Here is a 17680-nt window from a genome sequence, read left to right as displayed (position 1 = left end):
TCAGGTTGGATGTCCGACTGTATACAGCGAGATCATCGCAGAATGTCGCCCTCTTGTACGCCAAACCGGTCTCGCCCCATCATTTTCTCCCGTCACAGGAGGTGCACGGTACCCAGGGTGCCGTCCACCCGGATCCGCGCCCCGTCCGGAATCGCCGTCGTCGCCCCGTCCACCCCGACGACGGCGGGCAGCCCCAGCTCACGGGCCACGACCGCGCCGTGCGTCATCATCCCGCCCACCTCCAGCACCAGCCCCCTCACCGCCGCGAACAACGGCGTCCACCCCGGATCCGTGTACGGCGCGACCAGAATGTCCCCCGGCTCCAGCCGCGCGTCCCGCGGCCGCAGGACGACCCTGGCGCGTCCCTCCGCGCTCCCCGCCGAGACCGCCTGCCCGGCCAGCACGCCCTCCCGCTCCGGCGCCGCCCGCGCCACGGCGACGGCCTCGCCGTCGCCGGTCAGCACCCTGGGCGGGCGCAGGAGCGCATCCGCCGCGTGCGCCTCCCGCCGCTCCTTCACCGGTACGGCCGGCCCGCCCTCGGCCAGCAGGCCGCGCAGTTCCCCGAGCGTCAGGTAGTGCACGTCGTCCACGGCCTCCAGCAGCCCGTTCGCCACCAGCCCTGCCGCCTCCTCGCGCACCGCCGCACCGAAGACGTCGAACAGCCGCACGGTGAAGTACTTGTCGTGCTCCCGCAGCGCCAGCAACTCCCGGTAGACCCGCACCACCCGCGCCATCACCACCGCCTTGGCCTGCCCGCCCCCGGTCGCCAGGAGGCGGGCGCGCAGCCGCCGCGCCGCCCGCACGGCCTCCCGCTCGCCGTCGCGGAAGCGCCGCCGGTGCTCCCCCAGCTCCGTCGTCTCGACGTTGGCCAGGATCCCGGCGAACAACTGCTCCGGATCCTCCCGCCACCGCGGCCTGGTGAGATCGATCTCGCCGGGGGCGCGCATGCCGTACCGGCGCAGGAAGTCCTCGAAGGCGCGCGTGAACGCGCCCTCCGGCCACACCAGCGGGTGCGGCGGGTCACGCAGGAACGCGAGCACGCCGGGGTCGTCGCGGGCCAGGTCGGCGAGGTCGCCGACGGCGAGGCCCATCTCGGTGGTGACGTTGCCCGGCAGCGACCTGGTGAGCGCGGGCAGTTCCGCGTCGTCGCCGAGCCAGCGCCTGCTCAGGGCGGCGGCGACGGCCCCGGCCAGCATGCCGGCGACGGGCTTGAGCAGCACCTCGGTGTACATGCGGATCGGCACGTGGCGCATCGTGCGCTGGATGCGGCGCACGCGTTCGGCTCCGGTGCTCGCGCCGATCTCCGCCCCGGCCCGGCGCAGCGTGCGCGCGATGAACGCCTCCGCCTCCGCGCGGGCGGCTCCGGGGCGCAGCAGGCTCTTGACGATCTTGCCGAGGGTCCGGGCGGCGAAGCGGGCGACGGCCAGTTCGCCGCGGAGGCCGCTCCGGCGGTACTCAGGCCGCTCCGCCACCCGGGCGAGCGCGGCGGCGGCCTGCTCGTCCATGCCGGCGAGGGCGCGGAGCAGCAGCGGCCGTCCGAGGCGGGTGGCCAGGACCCGGGTGACGTCGATGTACAGGCGGCCGCCCGCGGGCACCAGGTAGGGGCTCTCCTGGCCGATCGCCGAGCCGCCGAAGGGGAAGAACGTGCGCAGGACCGAGCGTCCGAGCGGCTTGATGGCGTCGGTCATCATCTGCTGGTGGCCGAAGGAGAAGTACACCCTCGGCCCCGCCCCCTCGGGAACGGGGAACAGCGAGGTGATCGGCCGCGACTGCACGATGTGGAAGCGGCCGCGCGCCCAGGTCCACTCGACGTCCTGGGGCGTGCCGAAGTGGCGCTGGATGCGCGCGCCCAGCTCGGCCAGCGCGCGGATCCGGGCGTCGGGCAGCGCCTGTCCGCGTTCGGTGCTTTCGACGGTACGCGTGCCGCCGCCGGGCAGCGATTCGATCGTCACCTTCTTGCCGCCGAGGACGCGGTCGGTGACGACGCCGTGCCGTACCCGGTAGAGGTCGGCGTCGACCAGCCCGGACACGATCGACTCGCCCAGCCCCCACGAGGCGTTGACCACGATGTCGCGGCGATCGCCGGAGACCGGGTCGGCGGTGAACATCACGCCCGACACCTCGGGCTCGACCATGTGCTGCACGACGACGGCGAGGCGGACGCCGCGGTGCCCGAAGCCGCGGCGGGCGCGGTAGGCGATGGCGCGGTCGGTGTAGAGCGAGGCCCAGCAGCGGTGGACGGCGTCGAGGAGCTGCTCGCGGCCGACGACGTTGAGGAAGGTGTCCTGCTGTCCGGCGAAGGACGCCCCGGCCAGGTCCTCGGCGGTCGCCGACGAGCGCACGGCGTAGGCGCGCCCGGGGCCCGCCTCGTTCCAGGCGGCCAGGAGCTGGGCCTCGACGTCCGGGGGCACGGGCAGGTCCATGAGGTGGGCGCGCACCCGGGCGCCGGCGTGGGCGAGCGCCGCGAGGTCGGTGTGGTCGAGCGCGTCGAGCTCGGCGTGGAGGGCTCCCATGCCGTCCCCGGCGAAGGCCTCGTAGGCGGCGGTGGTGAGGCAGAAGCCCCCGGGCACCGGCAGCCCGGCACGGGTCAGCTCGCCGAGATTGGCGCTCTTGCCGCCCACCCGCTCACGGTCCGGCTCCTCGAAGGTCGCGATGAAGGGGTACGGCATGCCGGCCTCATTTCTTCGTCGTTGGTGAAGAATTTTGCCAGAGTTCACATGCTTTCTTCAACAGCGATGGAGAAAAGTAGGATCACTCTCACCATGAGCGGGACGGGCGCCGGGCGGCGCGGCAGGTGGCGCAGCGGCGAAGAGAGCCGCCGGCGCATCCTCGACGCGGCGCGGGCCCGCTTCGTCTCCCACGGATACGACACCGTCACCGTGCGGTCCATCGCCGCCGACGCCGGAGTGGATCCGGCGATGATCCACTACTTCTTCGGGAGCAAGGACAAGCTGTTCGCGGCGGCGCTGGAGGGGCCGGTGAGCCCGCGCGACCCGCTGGACGACCTGCTCGCGGACGGCCTCGACGGCGCCGCGGCCCGCATCGTCCGCGGCTTCCTGGCCGCCTTCGACGAGGCCGGCGGGATGGGCCCGCTGGCGCTCCTGCGCTCCGGCCAGTCACCCGGAATGGTGCGCGAGTACGTCGAACGCGAATTCACCACCCGCCTGGCCGGCCACCTCCAGGGCCCCCACACCGCCCTGCGCGCCCAGCTCATCACCGCCCAGCTCCTGGGCCTGGCCCTGGCCCGCTACGGCCTCCGACTCCCCGGCCCCGCCACCGCCTCCCCCGAGGACCTGGTCACCTGGTACGCCCCCCTCATCCAACCCCTCCTCGACACCCCCTGACCCGAACCCGCCACCGCCCCACGTCGCCACGGCCGACACACCGCTCCCGAGCAGCCATCACCCCCTGGCCCGAGCCGGGACAACCCGTGAGCGGAAGGCCGAGCCCGTCGACCGTAGCCCGGCCACCGCCCGGCATCGCCGCACCCCTCCTGGGCAGCGGTCACGCCCCGAGGGCTGGAGCCGGAGGCCAGAGGGCGGGAGCGATCCTGGGCCTCGGAAGCCAGAGGGCGGAGGGTGGGAGTCGGGGCTTCCCTGGGGCGGGTGCGGGTTGAGAGGTTGCTCACGGTGGCCGGCGGGGGGCTTGGGTCGGGGCAAACCCCGGTCGTACCCCCATTTCGGGCCGCCGTTCCCCCCAGATGCCCCGGGCTTGCGGGCACACCGGAGGCGCGGGGCGTCCGGCGTGCGTAACGTGGCGTGCGGATGCGCCCTGCCGTACCGAATCTGAGGGTTGTGGATGGGGGTGGACGAAGGCCCGTCAGCAGGTGGGACCATCTATAACGGGATTTATCCCGACAAAATGCGATGACGCCTCCGGCAGGATGGGTTTGATGTCTGAGTCAGAGTTTCCCCTCGTGCAGTTCATGCGCGAAGGCTTCGACCCCGTGGCCGAGTTGGCCCGGATCCGCACAGAACAGCCGGTGTTCCCGATGGAGATCCCCGGCGACCAGACCGTGTACCTGGTGACCCGCTACGACGACGTCCGCGCCGTGCTGGGTGACCACGAGCGGTTCAGCAACGACTTCGCCGGTGTGATCGGCCTGGGGTCCAACCAGGACGACCCGGGCGGCCTCGGCTTCCGCGACCCGCCCGAGCACACGCGGCTGCGCAAGTACTTGACGCCGGAGTTCACCATGCGCCGCCTGCGCAGGCTGGAGCCCCGGATCGAGGCCATGGTCGAGGAGCACCTGGACCGCATGGAGGCGGCGGGCAACACCGCCGACCTGGTCGAGGCGTTCGCGCTGCCGATCCCGTCGCTGGTGGTGTGCGAGCTGCTCGGCGTGCCGTACGCGGACAGGTCGGACTTCCTCAAGCTGAGCACCGACCGCTTCGACTTCACGGCGGGACCCGAGGCGTCGCTGCAGGCGATCAACGACGCGATGACGTACCTGACCGACCTGGTCGCCCGCGAGCGCCTGAACCCCGGCGACGGCCTGCTCGGCCAGCTGCTGCGCGAGCACGGCGACGAGCTCGACGACCGCACGCTCGCCAGCATGGCCGACGGCCTGCTGACCGGCGGCCACGACACCAGCACCAGCATGCTCGCCCTCGGCTCGCTCTGGCTGATGAACAACCCGGACGAGGCCGCCAAGGTCCGCGAGGTCGACGGCTACGTCAACCATGTCGTCGAGGAACTGCTGCGCTACATGACGGTCGTGCAGGTGGCCTTCCCGCGCTTCGCCCGCGAGGACCTCGACCTGTTCGGCACGCCCATCACCAAGGGCCAGCTCGTGCTGTGCTCGCTGACCGCCGCCAACCGCGACCCCGCGCTCGGCGAGAGCATGGACACGGCCGTGCCCACCCGGGAGAGCGCCGGTTCCCATCTGGCCTTCGGGCACGGCATCCACCGCTGCATCGGCGCCCCGCTGGCGCAGATGGAGATGCGCATCGCCTATCCGGCGCTGCTGCGCCGTTTCCCGAACCTCCGGGTGGACGGCGAGGTGCCCTTCAGGAAGCTCGCGATCGTGTACGGCCTGGAGAAGCTCCCCGTCGCCTGGTAGACGGCAGATCGGCGGCGTAACGTCACGTATGTGAACGGACACGCCATCGACCTGAGCGCCATCGGCGCCGTCGTGTTCGACAGCGACGGCGTCGTGACCGACACCGCGCGGGTGCACGCGGCCGCGTGGAAACATGTCTTCGACGGATTCCTGCGTGGCCGCTCGGCGCCGTTCGACATCCGCGCCGACTACGTGCGCCATGTCGACGGACGCCCCCGCCTGGACGGGCTGCGCACCTTCCTGGCCTCGCGCGGCATCACCGTGCCCGCGGGCTCGCCCGACGACGAGCCGGGCGCGCCGACCGTGCACGGCCTGGGACGGGCCAAGGATCTGGAGTTCCAGGCCCAGGTCGACAAGTACGGCGTGGCCGCCTTCCCCTCGGCCGTCGCGCTCCTGCACGAGCTGCGCCGCCGGGGCTGCCGCACCGCGGCGGTGACCTCCAGCACCCACGGCCGCAGGCTGATCACCGGGGCGGGCGTCGCCCACCTGTTCGACCTGGTCGTGGACGGCAACGACGCGGCCCTCATGAACCTGCCCGGCAAGCCCGACCCCGCCCTGTTCCTGGAGGCCTGCCGCCGCCTGGACCTTCCGGCCGCCCGCGCCGCCGTCGTCGAAGCGGCCCTGCCGGGCCTGGAAGCGGGCAGGAAGGGCGGTTTCGGGCTGGTCGTGGCCGTCGACCGCAACGGCCGCGCGGCGGAGATGCGCGAACTGGGCGCCGACCTGGTGGTGGCCGACCTCAGCGAGCTGGAGGTACGCGGGCGGGTGCCGGTTTCGTAGACAATGTGAGGGATGACCGTCCTCATTGATCCGCCGAACTGGCCGGGGCCGCGTGGCCTCATGTGGTCCCACCTGGTCAGCGACACCTCTTTGGAGGAGTTGCACGCGTTCGCGGGGCGCCTCGGGGTGCCGGTGCGCGCCTTCGACCGCGACCACTACGACGTCCCCGAGACCGTGCACGCCCAGGCGGTGTCGCTGGGCGCCGAGGCGGTCAGCAGCCGGGAACTGCTGAGGCGGCTGACCGAGGGCGGGCTGCGGCGCCGTAAACGATCGTCGTAAGCCAGAACATTATTCGGTACGGTGAGTCCATGACGGACATCTTCGGCGACCTGGAAGCCGAGTACCGGCAGCTGGACTCCGTCCTCGCCGCCCTCACCCCCGCGCAGTGGTCCCATCCCTCGGCCGCCGAGGGATGGACCGTCTCCGACGTCGTGCTCCACCTCGCCCAGACCGAGGAGCTGGTCACCGCCTCCCTGGACGGCCACGACGGCCTGTTCGCCCGCGACCCGGCCGTCAGCGACGTGGACGGCATGGCCGCCGGCCTCGTGGCGGCCCAGCGCGACATCACCCCGGACGCGCTGCTGGCCCGCTGGCGCGCGGCGGCCTTCGCCACCCCGCCCGCCCTGGCCGGACACCCGCCGCGATCCCGCCTGACGTGGGTGGCCGGCACCCTGTCGCCGGGCACCCTGGCCACCACCCGCCTGGCCGAGCACTGGGCGCACGCCTACGACGTCACCGCGCCGCTCGGCCTCGCCTACCCCGCCACCGCGCGGCTGCGCCACATCGCCTGGCTCGGCCACCGCACCCTGCCCTACGCCTTCACCCTGGCCGGCCTGGAACCCCAACCCGTCCACTGCGTCCTGACCGCCCCCGACGGCGGCTCGTGGCACTACGGCGAGCCCGGCTCGCCGTCGGTCATCACCGGTCCCGCGGCCGAGTTCTGCCTGGTGGGCGCCCGCCGCCTGGCCCCGGCCGACTCCACGCTCCAGGCCACGGGCCCGCACGCCGCCCAGGCCCTGGCCGTCCTGCGCAACTACGCCGCCTAGCCCCCGAGCGCGGCCAGTTCGGCGCTCATGTTGTGGCGGGCGCGCTCCTGCCACAGCGCGCGGGCGCGTTCCGTCCGGTAGAGGTTGGGTACGGCCAGCAGCCGCTCCAGCACCGCGCTCCGCCCGGCCGCGAACAGTTCGTCCGGCACATGCGCGTACTCCCGGCGGATGTCGGCCGCGTACACCTCGTATCCGGGCCGGCCCAGGACCGCGAGGTCGGCGTCGCACAGGACCGCGCCGTTGGCGTCGCCGTCCCGGAGGGTGTCGTGGGCGGCGGTCAGGCGGACCAGCCTGGCCACCTCGGCCACCCGCTCCGCCGGTACGCCACAGGCGGGCAGGCGGCGCTGGGCCATCTGGGCGCTGCGTTCCTCGTCCCAGCCGGGCCGGCCGTCGTAGACCGCGTCGTGGAACCAGGCGGCCAGCCGTACCGCCACAGGATCGCCGGCCAGGTCGGCGAGGTCGTCGACGGCGGCGAGCACCGCGCGCAGGTGCGTGAGCGTGTGGTAGCGGCGATGCGGCTCCGACCAGCGGGCCACCAGCTCGGCGTGGAGCGCCTGGGCGGCGGGCGTGTCGGCGACGAGCTCCCCGATCATGGCTTCAACGCTATCGCGAGTGACGGCAAATTTCGTGTAATGGTCGGATGGGCGATGGACGGCGGTTTCCCCGGTGGCGCGACCTGCGGGCGGTGCTGCCGCCCCTCGGCAGGCGGGACCGGCTGCTGGCCGCGGCCGACGTCGCCGACATCCGGCTGCTGGCCAGGCGACGGGCTCCCCGGCTCGTCTTCGACTACGTGGACGGCGCGGCGGAGGACGAGATCTCCCTGGCGCGGGCGCGCGAGGCGTTCGCTCGGGTGGAGTTCCGGCCGCGGATCCTGCGCGACGTCGGCGAGGTGCCGCTGACGGCGCGGGTGCTGGGGCGGGAGATCAGCATGCCGCTCGTTCTCGGGCCGACCGGGTTCACACGCATGATGCACCGCGACGGGGAGAAGGCGGTGGCGCGGGCCGCGGCCAGGGCGGGCGTGCCGTACACGCTGTCGACCATGGGGACCACGCCCGCGCCCGAGGTGACGCGCGCCGCGCCCGGCGGGTGGAACTGGTTCCAGCTCTACGTGGCGCGCGATCGCGGACGCAGCCGCGCCGCGCTCGACCTCGCCCGCGACGCGGGCATGGACGTGCTGGTCGTCACCGCCGACGTGCCGGTCGCCGGCGCGCGGCTGCGTGACGTACGGCACGGCCTCACCATGCCGCCGACGTTGCGCTGGGGCAGCGCGCTGCGGGTGGTGCGGCATCCGGCCTGGTGGTTCGACTTCCTGACCAGCGAACCCCTCACCTTCGCCACCATGGGCGGCAGCGATCTGGCCGGGATCACCAACCTCATGTTCGACCCGGGCGTGACCTTCGCCGACCTGGAGTGGATCCGCGGGGCGTGGGGCGGTCCGCTGGTGGTCAAGGGCGTGCAACGCGTGGACGACGCGGTCGCCCTGGCCGAGGCCGGGATCGACGGGATCGCCGTCTCCAACCACGGCGGCCGCCAGCTCGACCGCGCGGCCACGCCCCTGGAACTGCTGCCCCGGGTGGCCGAGGCCGTGGGCGACCGCGCGGAGGTGTACCTGGACGGCGGCGTGCGCGGCGGGGCCGACGTCGCCGCCGCGCTCGCGCTGGGGGCGCGCGCGTGCTTCATCGGCCGCGCCTACCTCTACGGGCTGATGGCCGCGGGCGAGCCGGGGGTGGACCGCGTGCTGGACCTCGTCCGCGCCGAACTGACCCGCACGATCCAGTTGCTCGGCGGCTCTCTCGACCCTTCCGTGGTACGGCTCCGCCCCTGATCGCGACGGCGGCACCGGGTCGTCAGGCGCTACCGCGACTCGGTCTCCTGCCTCTGAGCCAGGAGATCGAGCTGGCCCTCGCACATCCAGTGGGCCGCGGCGGCCCGGATCCGCACCGGTTTACGCCTGGCAAGACCGAGGCGTTCGGCGCATTCCGGGCCGATTCTGGCCCAGCGCGACTCGGGTGCGCGCAGAACATGCCGGCACGCGCGGCAGCGCACCACGTGCTCACGCGCGGCGGGTTCGCTGAAGACTTCGAGGAGGTTCACGGCGCCTCCCATCCTGCCATGGGGGTCTGGTACGGCCGGGCAGGCGCGGCCGAGGGGGTCAGGACGGCCAGAGCATGTTGGTGAGCTCGGCGTCGAGGTCCATGAAGTCGGTCTCCCTGCCTGCGGGCACCTTCTCGTAGGTGCGATGCAGGAACTCGGTGAGAGGTGCCAGCGGGACTTCGAAGAGCGCCTGCCCGAACGGTGACGTCAGGCTGATGTGCAGGGTGCGTTCGCCGTCGGCGCGGGCAGGCCAGACCTGCACGTCGCCGTCGCCGACACGCCGCACGATCCCAACGGTCAGGAGTTCGCGGGCGAAGATCCACTCGACCGGTTCGTCGTTCCCTACGTGGAAGGCCATGCGGATGGCATACGGGTCGTCGGCTGTGTAGCTCAGTCCGGCGAGCAGGGGGACGGTCGTACGGTCGGGGACCACAAGCCGAAGGCCAAGCTCGGCAGAGACGGTGGTGCTGTTCATCGTCAGCCAAACCTTTTCGTCGTAGGGTCCCCTCTTCGGGGCTTACTGCTCTGACGGGCTTCGTCCTGAGCTATGACGCGGAACGAAGAAACCTGTAGGAAAGATTCCGCTCCTGAGGCCTTCTGTAACGCACATCACAGCAGGACATTTGGGCATCTACCAGGCTAAACGGCATCAATCGGGCCGTGTTTGCAAGGGTTTTGCGAGCTGTAGAGCCCACCCCGGCGAGCCCTCGGCACCTTTCGGGCGAAAGATCCCCTTTCCCAGCGCCTTCCGAACATGACCGATGCTATGCCAACCAGCCGCCACGCCGACGGGCAACCACCGCGTTTCCCCCCGAATCCTCTCGGGGCAGCTCGCCGCTTCGCCACCTGCTCCGGAAGTGCGGTATGGTTTTCCCCGTCGGGCACCGCAAAGGGGCCAGGCAGGGCGGGCGATTAGCTCAGCGGGAGAGCGCTTCGTTCACACCGAAGAGGTCACTGGTTCGATCCCAGTATCGCCCACCAGCTCAGAAGGGGTTTCGGAGCCATCCGAGGCCCCTTTTCGCATGTCTGGGAAGCCAATCGGGGAGCCATCCCCCTCAGGCTTGACCCAAGATGGCTCGGGCCTCACGGCTTCAGACCAGGTACCCCAGGGCGTCTGCACCTGGACCACGCCCTCGCCGCCGTGGGCCGGTCGAGCCCGTTCCGCCGCGGCTGTTCGTCTGGCTTGTTTTCAGATCTTCGCGGTTGACCGGTCCGGGGTGATCGCGGTGAGTGGATCGGGGTAGCGCAGGCCTTCGCCCGCCATGCTCGCGCTCCAGGAGCGAAGGGCCCGCTTGACCTTCTCGTCGTGCTGCGACGGGGTCGTAGGCGGCGGGCGTCCCTCCGGCGGTCGCGGCCGGCGCGGCGCGTACCGCACCGATAGGCCGCGACAGCCCGCGAGTAGGTGCTCAGAAGAGAGCGTTCCAGGTCGGAGTGAGTGGACGAATTTGAGGTTGGCTCAGGGGGCGATCTCGAATTCCGGGGGCTTGAGGTCCTTCAGGCAGCCGGTGATCGGGGCTGTGGGGGTGTCGAAGAAGGAGGCGGTGATGGATTGGGCGCACTTCGAGGTGGCGAAGACCACGTGGGGTTCGTACGGCACCGTGACGACGGTGGCTCGGGGCAGGGTGCGGGCCACGTACGGGCCGTTGGCGGCGCCGGTCTGGGAGTCGAAGCCGCCCGACAGGGCGAGGGTGGGGATGTCGCTTCGGGTGACGTCCCGGATCGAGCGCGGGGCGGCGGGGACGTCCCAGACCGCGCAGTCCGGTCGGAGGAAGGTGAGCTGAGGAGCCTGGGCCAGGACCGAGCGGGGGAACGCCGGGAAGGCCGCCCGGCCGGCCCGCATGGCTTCCGCCTCGGTTTCGTACGGCACCCACTCGCTGCAGAAGACGCCGTAGGCCAGGCCGTGGGAGGTGCGGCCGAAAGAATGCGGGCTGATCTTGCCGCCCGCCCACTGCTCGGCGATGCGCCGCGGTTCGCCGTGGGCCAGTTCGTCGAGCGAGCGGGGGACGCCGGTGGCCAGGTGGGTGGCGGAGGTCAGCCAGTTGACCAGCGCTCCGCCGTCCAGAACGACCTTGACGGGGTTCGGGCTGCCGGGGGGTGTGACGACGGTGGCGACCGGCTTGGCCTCCAGATCGCGGACCAGGCGGTCGAAGGTGGCGGACAGGTTCGGGTAGCGGCGGTCGCAGGCGGGCTGTTCCGCGCAGGCCTTGAACAGGCCGTCGAAGCCCTGCCGGGCGCTGCTCCAGGTCAGCGCCGACCCTGCCGTGGACGGTGGCAGGATGCCGTCGATGCCGACCGAGCGGATTCCCTCCGGGTGGTCACGCATGTAGACGAGCGCCAGGTGGGTGCCGTAGGAGATGCCGAACACGTTCCATCGCGGGATGTTCAGGGTGCGGCGCAGGTCGGCGTAGTCGGCGGCGCTCTCGATGTCGTTGTAGGCGGCGAGGTCGGCGCCGCGGTCCGCCAGCTGGTCGCGGCAGCTCCGGGTCGCCTCGACGTGGCGGCGCCCGGTGGCCGGGGCGTCGTAGACCAGGCCGACGGCGCGGGCGTTGAACTCGTCGATGGTGCGGCAGGTGAGCACGGGGTCGGCCGAGTACGTTCCCCGCTGAGACATGAAGATCACGTCCCGGTCGCGGTTCAGGCCGCCGTCGACCGCCATCGTCGCCTCGCCGACGGCGTCGTCGCCGGGCCCGCCGGCCAGCCACACGATCGGGTCGGGTTCCGGCTTGCGGGCCGCCGCCGCCACGATCGCGACACGGAGCTTGATCGGGCGACTGTCCGGTTTGGTGCGGTTCTCGGGCACGGTGAGCGTTCCACAGCGAGCTCTTTCGAGAACGGCGACCGGCTCCGGCGTCCTGGGGCAGGGGCCCGGCTCGAATCGGGCATCGCCCACGGTCCGGGCGACCGTGCCGGTCGCTTCCCGCACGCTCGGTGTCGCCGTGAGCAGACCGGTGAAGAGGATTCCGGTCGCCGCCGCGGCCGACGTGGTGCGCAAACTCGCGCGTGACCGTGCCATCTGCCCTCCCCGTCACTTCGGGATGATCGTGAACGGTTCCCACCGAAGCCCTGCCACACAGCCGGTGTCGGACGCGGCCGGGTGGGCCGGGAAGGACGCCAGCACCTTCTGGGCGCAGGGCGACCGCGGGACCACCCAGTGCCACGTGCCGCCGTGCCGGACCCTGTGGTGCCGGCGCCGGCCGTTGCCGGGCAGAGGGGCGCGAGAAGCGTCAGCGTGGCCCCTACGGCCGACGCTCCGGCGAGAAGGCTCTGCTCTGCCATATGGCCCCGTTCCCCCGCCGGGCGATGCCTCGGCGGTATTGGCGGAACGCGCATAATCCACGTTACCGGAGGCCCGAAAACACACCAAGGGCGCCGAACGCCCTCGCGGTCCAGCGATGCCGTCAGGTGCTCGATCCCCCGATCGATGGAGTGCCGGTGGCCTGCTGTTGTGGTTCGTCATGCGTCGTTGAGGCGGAGGGGTTCCAGGCGATCATGCGGATCCCAGCGGAGCGAGATGCCGGGACTGACCGCTACCACGGGACGATCTTGCCGTGGCGGTCCAGGAACCGCAGGCCCGGGATGCCGGTCTGTGCTTCGAGGACATCGGTGACCGCTGGGATGCTCTCCTGAGCGGTCAGTGGCGCGTCGGGGCCGCCCAAGCGGGTCTGGTTGTGGCCGGGGTCGATGAGGAGTTTGGTCTGTCCGTCGTCGGCATGGCGGGTGGCGTAGCTGCGCATCAGCTGGTTGAGGGCGGCCTTGCTGGCCTTGTAGAGCTCGTAGCCGGGCTCGGTGTTGCGCGAGACGCTGCCCTGCTCGGATGACATGACGGCGACGGTTCCGCCGGGTACGACGAGGTCGCGGAGGGTTTCGAGGGCCCGCAACGGGCTCAACGCGTTGGTGATCATCACCTCGGTGAACATGCCGGTCGGGACCTCGTTGATCGGCAGGTCGCCTCGGTCGATGGCGGCGTTGACGAAGAGCAGGTCCAGCCGGCGGCCCGCCAGGCGCTCGCGTAGTGCGGCCAACTGGTCGGTCCTGGTCATCTCCAGCGACTCGATGGTCAGCCGGCCGTTCGAGGCCTCGGCACTCGCGCGTAGTTCGGCGGTGCTCTGGCGCATCGTGGCGGTGACGCGCCAGCCGCGCCGGGTGAGCTCGCCGGCGAGGGCGAGTCCCAACCCTCGGGAGGCTCCGAGGATGAGGGCTTGGCGGTCGGGCGTGGTGGACACATGGGCTCCTTCGTCGTGGAGCTGTCACCATAGACGCAACGTTGCGTCCAGACAAATGCGCGGCAGCGCCGGACGGGTATCGTGTCCCGCATGCCCGTCGCGAACTCCCAGCCCCGCAGGACGCGCTCAGGTAGCCGACGCGACGAGGCCGCCCGCCTGGCAGTACTGCACGCCGCGGACGACCTGCTCGCCGAGCACGGCTTCGGCGCACTGACCGTCGAGGCGATCGCGCGTCGTGCCGGTGTCGCCAAGCAGACGATCTACCGCTGGTGGCCCTCGAAGGTCGAGGTTCTCCTTGACACGCTCATCGAGGACAGCGGCAAGCGCCTGCCCATCCCCGCGGACACGCCCACGGCGGACGGCATCCGTGGCTACATGCGGGCCTTCGCGCGATTCGTCACCAGCGATCCGGCCGGCAAGGTCCTGCTCGCCCTCATCGCCGAGGCACAGCACGATCCCGCTACGGCCAAGCTCTTTCACGAGCGCTACCTCGGTCCACGCCGTGAACAGGAACGTGACATGCTCGCGCGCGCGATCGACGCCGGAACGGTCTCGCCCAGCCTCGGCCCCGACGCCACGATCGACGCGCTGATCGGGCCGATCGTCTATCGGGCCCTGACCGGGTCGAGTGTCCCCAGCCGCCTGGTGAACGCCCTTTGCGACGACCTCCTCAGGCCTCGCTCCGGCTGAGGCCGGCATCCGCCGGCGCAATGGACGCTGACACGCCACGCGCATCGCGGTCCCTTTCTACGCCTGTGCGGCAACCCGGCGCCGTGGTCTGCGACGGGGGCTCCGGTGCGGCAATGCACCGCGGCTGCCGGTGAGGAGGGCGTGCGTGTGACGCCGATCTGGTCGTCGGCCTCGATCGCGAGGTTACCGGCGGACAGTTCGCGCCGCGATTGGCCGGCGCATATCAGTGAAAGAGGCTTCTACATTCTTACTACATTTTGAATAGCACTCATATTTGACATGGTGATATACGTCACACCCATGCTTTGATAAAGATTGCCCGCCGGCCAGCGGACATGCCTTCATAACTCACCCTGAGTATCGGGAAGGCGACTTTTCCAGCCTTGACCTCGCCCCACCTCCGGCAGATAGTGCGATGGATCATCAGCAAAATCGCACCGAATTCTCCGGAGGATCAAGCGCATGAGCTTACCCTTCTTATCCGGCAAACGCCGCGCACTCACCCTGGCAGCCGTGCTCATCGCGGGATTCCTGGTGAACGGTGGCTCGGTCAGCGCGGAGCCCACACCAGCCCCCGCGCAGAGCGACCTGTCCGCCACCGTCGCGGCCGCCAAGGCGAAAGGCACTCGGGTCGAGGTTGTTTCGGCCAGACGTGAGGACTCCACGCTTTACGCGATGCCGGACGGCTCTTTCGGAGTCGAGATGCACGCCGGCCCGATCCGTGTCAAGAAAGGACGGGAATATGTGCCGATCGACACCGACCTGATTGCGGAGAACGGACGGCTGACGCCCAAGGCCGCCAGAAACATGACGACTTTCTCCGGCGGCGGAACGGGGCCTCTCGTTGAATTCACCGACGGCACGGCCGACCGTACGATCAGATGGCCGCAGGCCCTTTCCGCTCCGGTGGTCAGCGGCGATACGGCCACGTATCGCGACGCGGTTCCCGGCGGGGATCTGGTCCTGACCGCCACACCCAGCGGTTTCAACCAGGCGCTGGTGTTGCGCGCGAGACCGGCCAAGGCGCTGGAGATCTCGATTCCGGTCGGGCTGCCCCATGGCCAGAAGTATCGTCAGGCCGACGGCGGGCGGCTCAACCTGGTCGGCGCCGATGGGAAGGTCCTGGCCACGTCCGCGCCCCTGCGTCTGGGGGATGCCAGGTCCCTCGACTCACCGGATTCCGGTGCGACCTCCGCGGTCGCCGTGGAGATCCGGCAGACGCGTGCGGGAAGCACGCTGATCCTGCGGCCGGATCAGCGCTTTCTCACCGATTCCACGGTGAGCTACCCCGTGACGCTCGGCATGTCCGACTGGGTGGGCGCCGGGCTCAAGGTGGACACCATGATCAGTTCGGACTATCCGAACTCGCAGACCTCGGCCACCTGGCTTCACGCGGGCAAGTTCGGCAGCGGCTCCAAGACCGCCAGAAGCTATATCCGGTTCAACGCGGGACTGCCGCTGCGCGGGGCGACGATTCTGAACGCCGACCTGCGTCTGTGGAACTACCGGTCCAACACGTGTGGCTCCTCCGTGGGGTCGGGCATTCAGGTGCGTCGCATCACGAGTTCGTGGACACCGAGCACGCTGACCATGTCGAACCAGCCCTCGACCACCACGAGCGGCGCGATCGTTCAAGGCGCGGCCGCCGGTGAGCCCGGTTGTTCGGAGGCCGAGCTCTACTACTCCGTGGAGGACATCGTCCAATCGTGGGCCGACGGCGCCGCCGACTTCGGCTTCCAACTGCGTGCGGCCAATGAGTCGGACACGACCAACTGGCGCATGTACCGTTCCTCCGAAAGCGGCGCCATCGGGCCGGTGCTCTTCATCCTGTTCACCCATCCCGGGCCCGAACAGGTCGAGCTCACGACCTATCAAGGCGAGGCGTCGGTTCCTCTCGACGGCACGCCGTACGAGTTCCATTCCTTGATGAATCTGCCGGGCATGCGCGAGGACGATCTCTCCGAGTTCGCGCAGACCGGAAAGGCGACACGGTCGCCGGTGGTGGCGGAACCGGCGACCGAATGGCCGCTCACCGGTGACTGGGAGGCGCCACCCAGGTACTACGAGGTGCAGCATGGAGAGCGGCCGGAAGTGACCCCGACCCCATCGCCCACTCCGACGCCCTCCCCCTCCCCGACGTCCGGCGAGCAGACGATCGCCCTGCCGCTTCAGGCCGACACGTGGATCGATGATTCGGGCTCGTCCGGCCACGACGACACGACGCTGTGGGCGGGCAAGTACGACGATGGTGACGTCTCGATCACCGAGCGGACGTACCTGAAGTTCGACACCGCCGCGCTCGCCGGCCGGACCGTCACCGACGCCCGGCTCGAACTCTGGAACAACGACTCCTACGGATGCGGCGGGGCGATCAAGGCCCAGCGTGTCACCGGCGCCTGGCAGGCCGAGACCCTCGATTGGGGCGATCAGCCGGCCGCCACGACCGCCGGGGAGAGCAGCGCCACCGACCCCGGCGCCTGCCCCGCGGAGTCGGTGCCCTGGATCTGGCGGCTGACCGACATCGCCGCGGCGTGGGCATCGGGACAGCCCGACCACGGCGTACTGCTGCGGGCGGCGGACGAGTCGGTGACCGCCGGGATGTACGACCGCGGGTTCGACGCCTCGGAAGCGACCCATCCCCCGGTTCTCAAGGTGACCGTGGCCGGCGGGCCGGACCCGTCGCCGTCCGGCCCCGGTGACACGACACCGCCTGCCGTCACCGCGGTGAACCCGCCCGCCGGGGCGACAGGAGTGCCGGCGGACGCACCCGTCACGGTCACGTTCAGCGAGCCGGTGACCGATGCGCAGATCAGCGTTCTGGACGAGTGGTACGAGGACCAGGTGCCCGGCGCCACGCAGCTGAACCCGGAGCGTACGGTGCTGACGTTCACCCCGTCAGAACCGTGGATGGACTCCCTCATGGCCGTCACGGTGTCCGGGGCGAGAGACGCCGCGGGCAACACGATGAACCCGCACACGTGGAGGTTCGGCGAGGAACCTCCGAAGAAGGCCGCCGTGAAGACCGCCGCTCCCGCGGTCGACCGCGCCTGGACCCGTCCGGACGGGCGCACCTTGATGGTCAAGGTGGGTGGTGAGGCGCGCCGGCCGTACCGTGTCATGGTCGAGGTGAGGTCCGCCGCCAAGAGCGGCGCGGCACTCCTGTGGTCCGGTACGGCGGACGCCGTGCGGACGGGCACGGTCGCGCGGCTGAGGATCCCGGTCGGCAAGGTCACCGGCAAGGCGCACTGGCGGGCTCGCGTCGCGACCGGCGCGTGGTCCGCGTGGCGGCAGACCGGCGCGCCCGTGAACGACGTCGTGACCGCCGCGGCGCCGCCGGCCGACGCGTTCGCCCTGCTCGGTAACTGGCAGAGCAAGGACGGCAAGCGGATCAACTACCGCAAGGGGTACTGGGACCGATCCCGGGATGAGGGGTTCGGCAACGTCAAGATCGTGCAAAAGCATGACCTGGACTACCTGTCCGCTCATCAGATGACGAAGCACCCGCATCGCGGCATCGTCCCCGACCCGTTCATCATGACGCGCTACCACTATCAGGCCACGGCCTACCGGCACACGTGCAGCGGCTTCCTCTGGTGGCGGACCTGCAGGGTGACGCAGAGCCGCGACACCAGGACGATCGTGGACTTCAACACGGAGCCGAACAAGTATCAGGGCACCCTGGGGGTTCTCACCGCGTACTGCGAGGGGATTACGGTGTGCCCGCCGTGGATGAAACGATCGTTCGGAGCCGTACTCCTGCCCATGCCCGGATAGCCGAGGAACCTCCC

General features: G+C 70.8%; 14 protein-coding genes and 1 tRNA gene. 9 read left to right on the top strand and 6 right to left on the bottom strand.

All coding sequences use genetic code 11. The features are described 5' to 3' along the window. Positions 1 to 92: 92 nt before the first annotated feature. Positions 93 to 2669 carry a phosphoenolpyruvate synthase gene (locus tag ACIBI5_RS06290; protein ID WP_397243712.1) on the bottom strand — a complete coding sequence of 859 codons (2577 nt, stop codon included), beginning with the start codon at positions 2667 to 2669 and terminating at the stop codon, positions 93 to 95. Between the two features lie 93 nt (positions 2670 to 2762). On the opposite strand from ACIBI5_RS06290, the gene ACIBI5_RS06285 reads away from it, so the two are divergent. The 5 genes from ACIBI5_RS06285 (at position 2763) to ACIBI5_RS06265 (ending at position 6885) form a co-directional block, all read left to right on the top strand. Next, entirely contained in the window at positions 2763 to 3344 is a 582-nt protein-coding gene (locus tag ACIBI5_RS06285) for a TetR family transcriptional regulator (RefSeq protein ID WP_397243710.1), read from the top strand. 548 nt (positions 3345 to 3892) lie between these two features. Next, a complete protein-coding gene (locus tag ACIBI5_RS06280; protein ID WP_397243708.1) occupies positions 3893 to 5062 on the top strand; it encodes a cytochrome P450 in 1170 nt (389 codons plus the stop codon). 30 nt (positions 5063 to 5092) lie between these two features. Continuing rightward, a complete protein-coding gene (locus ACIBI5_RS06275) occupies positions 5093 to 5839 on the top strand; it encodes an HAD family hydrolase (protein ID WP_397243706.1) in 747 nt (248 codons plus the stop codon). A gap of 12 nt (positions 5840 to 5851) precedes the next feature. Beyond that, a complete protein-coding gene (locus ACIBI5_RS06270) occupies positions 5852 to 6118 on the top strand; it encodes a DUF4031 domain-containing protein (RefSeq protein WP_379622405.1) in 267 nt (88 codons plus the stop codon). A 29-nt stretch (positions 6119 to 6147) separates the two neighbouring features. Next, positions 6148 to 6885 carry a maleylpyruvate isomerase family mycothiol-dependent enzyme gene (locus ACIBI5_RS06265; RefSeq protein WP_397243704.1) on the top strand — a complete coding sequence of 246 codons (738 nt, stop codon included), beginning with the start codon at positions 6148 to 6150 and terminating at the stop codon, positions 6883 to 6885. On the opposite strand, the gene ACIBI5_RS06260 is transcribed toward ACIBI5_RS06265, so the two are convergent. Further along, on the bottom strand, positions 6882 to 7478 hold the full coding sequence (locus ACIBI5_RS06260) for a metal-dependent phosphohydrolase (protein ID WP_397243702.1): 597 nt from the start codon (positions 7476 to 7478) through the stop codon (positions 6882 to 6884). The two genes, ACIBI5_RS06265 and ACIBI5_RS06260, sit on opposite strands and share 4 nt — an antisense overlap. Before the next feature lie 47 nt (positions 7479 to 7525). Here ACIBI5_RS06260 and ACIBI5_RS06255 point away from each other — a divergent pair, with 47 nt between their 5' ends. Further along, positions 7526 to 8710 carry an alpha-hydroxy acid oxidase gene (locus tag ACIBI5_RS06255; protein ID WP_397243700.1) on the top strand — a complete coding sequence of 395 codons (1185 nt, stop codon included), beginning with the start codon at positions 7526 to 7528 and terminating at the stop codon, positions 8708 to 8710. 29 nt (positions 8711 to 8739) lie between these two features. Here ACIBI5_RS06255 and ACIBI5_RS06250 read toward each other — a convergent pair whose 3' ends face one another. Both ACIBI5_RS06250 and ACIBI5_RS06245 read right to left on the bottom strand, forming a co-directional pair. Beyond that, complete coding sequence (locus tag ACIBI5_RS06250; protein ID WP_397243698.1) at positions 8740 to 8979, bottom strand: DUF6011 domain-containing protein; 240 nt, start codon at positions 8977 to 8979, stop codon at positions 8740 to 8742. 58 nt (positions 8980 to 9037) lie between these two features. Then, entirely contained in the window at positions 9038 to 9454 is a 417-nt protein-coding gene (locus ACIBI5_RS06245) for an SsgA family sporulation/cell division regulator (RefSeq protein WP_020547189.1), read from the bottom strand. A gap of 431 nt (positions 9455 to 9885) precedes the next feature. Here ACIBI5_RS06245 and ACIBI5_RS06240 point away from each other — a divergent pair. Then, positions 9886 to 9960: transfer RNA gene (locus tag ACIBI5_RS06240), tRNA-Val, on the top strand. Between the two features lie 475 nt (positions 9961 to 10435). On the opposite strand, the gene ACIBI5_RS06235 is transcribed toward ACIBI5_RS06240, so the two are convergent. Continuing rightward, positions 10436 to 11992: an alpha/beta fold hydrolase gene (locus ACIBI5_RS06235; RefSeq protein ID WP_397243696.1), complete on the bottom strand. Its 1557-nt coding sequence runs from the start codon at positions 11990 to 11992 to the stop codon at positions 10436 to 10438. Between the two features lie 514 nt (positions 11993 to 12506). Then, the gene (locus ACIBI5_RS06230) at positions 12507 to 13202 is read right to left on the bottom strand and encodes an SDR family NAD(P)-dependent oxidoreductase (RefSeq protein ID WP_397243694.1); all 696 of its coding nucleotides are present in this window, start codon (positions 13200 to 13202) and stop codon (positions 12507 to 12509) included. A 90-nt stretch (positions 13203 to 13292) separates the two neighbouring features. Between ACIBI5_RS06230 and ACIBI5_RS06225 the strand changes: the two genes are divergently transcribed. Both ACIBI5_RS06225 and ACIBI5_RS06220 read left to right on the top strand, forming a co-directional pair. Beyond that, entirely contained in the window at positions 13293 to 13892 is a 600-nt protein-coding gene (locus ACIBI5_RS06225) for a TetR/AcrR family transcriptional regulator (protein ID WP_397243692.1), read from the top strand. A 462-nt stretch (positions 13893 to 14354) separates the two neighbouring features. Beyond that, the gene (locus ACIBI5_RS06220; RefSeq protein WP_397243690.1) at positions 14355 to 17666 is read left to right on the top strand and encodes a DNRLRE domain-containing protein; all 3312 of its coding nucleotides are present in this window, start codon (positions 14355 to 14357) and stop codon (positions 17664 to 17666) included. Positions 17667 to 17680 lie beyond the last annotated feature (14 nt).

The sequence above is a fragment of the Nonomuraea sp. NPDC050540 genome (genome assembly GCF_044457485.1).
Classification (GTDB): domain Bacteria; phylum Actinomycetota; class Actinomycetes; order Streptosporangiales; family Streptosporangiaceae; genus Nonomuraea.
The sequence above is the reverse complement of the archived record's forward strand: the minus strand, read 5'-3'. Positions and strand labels throughout refer to the sequence as shown.

Bases quoted from the DNA above. Each gene is read 5' to 3' on its own strand.
- ACIBI5_RS06220 (WP_397243690.1), top strand. From the start codon at position 14,355: ATGAGCTTACCCTTCTTATCCGGCAAACGCCGCGCACTCACCCTGGCA.
- ACIBI5_RS06245 (WP_020547189.1), bottom strand. From the start codon at position 9,454: ATGAACAGCACCACCGTCTCTGCCGAGCTTGGCCTTCGGCTTGTGGTC.
- ACIBI5_RS06225 (WP_397243692.1), top strand. From the start codon at position 13,293: ATGCCCGTCGCGAACTCCCAGCCCCGCAGGACGCGCTCAGGTAGCCGA.
- ACIBI5_RS06235 (WP_397243696.1), bottom strand. From the start codon at position 11,992: ATGGCACGGTCACGCGCGAGTTTGCGCACCACGTCGGCCGCGGCGGCG.
- ACIBI5_RS06285 (WP_397243710.1), top strand. From the start codon at position 2,763: ATGAGCGGGACGGGCGCCGGGCGGCGCGGCAGGTGGCGCAGCGGCGAA.
- ACIBI5_RS06265 (WP_397243704.1), top strand. From the start codon at position 6,148: ATGACGGACATCTTCGGCGACCTGGAAGCCGAGTACCGGCAGCTGGAC.
- ACIBI5_RS06255 (WP_397243700.1), top strand. From the start codon at position 7,526: ATGGGCGATGGACGGCGGTTTCCCCGGTGGCGCGACCTGCGGGCGGTG.
- ACIBI5_RS06260 (WP_397243702.1), bottom strand. From the start codon at position 7,478: ATGATCGGGGAGCTCGTCGCCGACACGCCCGCCGCCCAGGCGCTCCAC.
- ACIBI5_RS06290 (WP_397243712.1), bottom strand. From the start codon at position 2,669: ATGCCGTACCCCTTCATCGCGACCTTCGAGGAGCCGGACCGTGAGCGG.
- ACIBI5_RS06270 (WP_379622405.1), top strand. From the start codon at position 5,852: ATGACCGTCCTCATTGATCCGCCGAACTGGCCGGGGCCGCGTGGCCTC.
- ACIBI5_RS06280 (WP_397243708.1), top strand. From the start codon at position 3,893: ATGTCTGAGTCAGAGTTTCCCCTCGTGCAGTTCATGCGCGAAGGCTTC.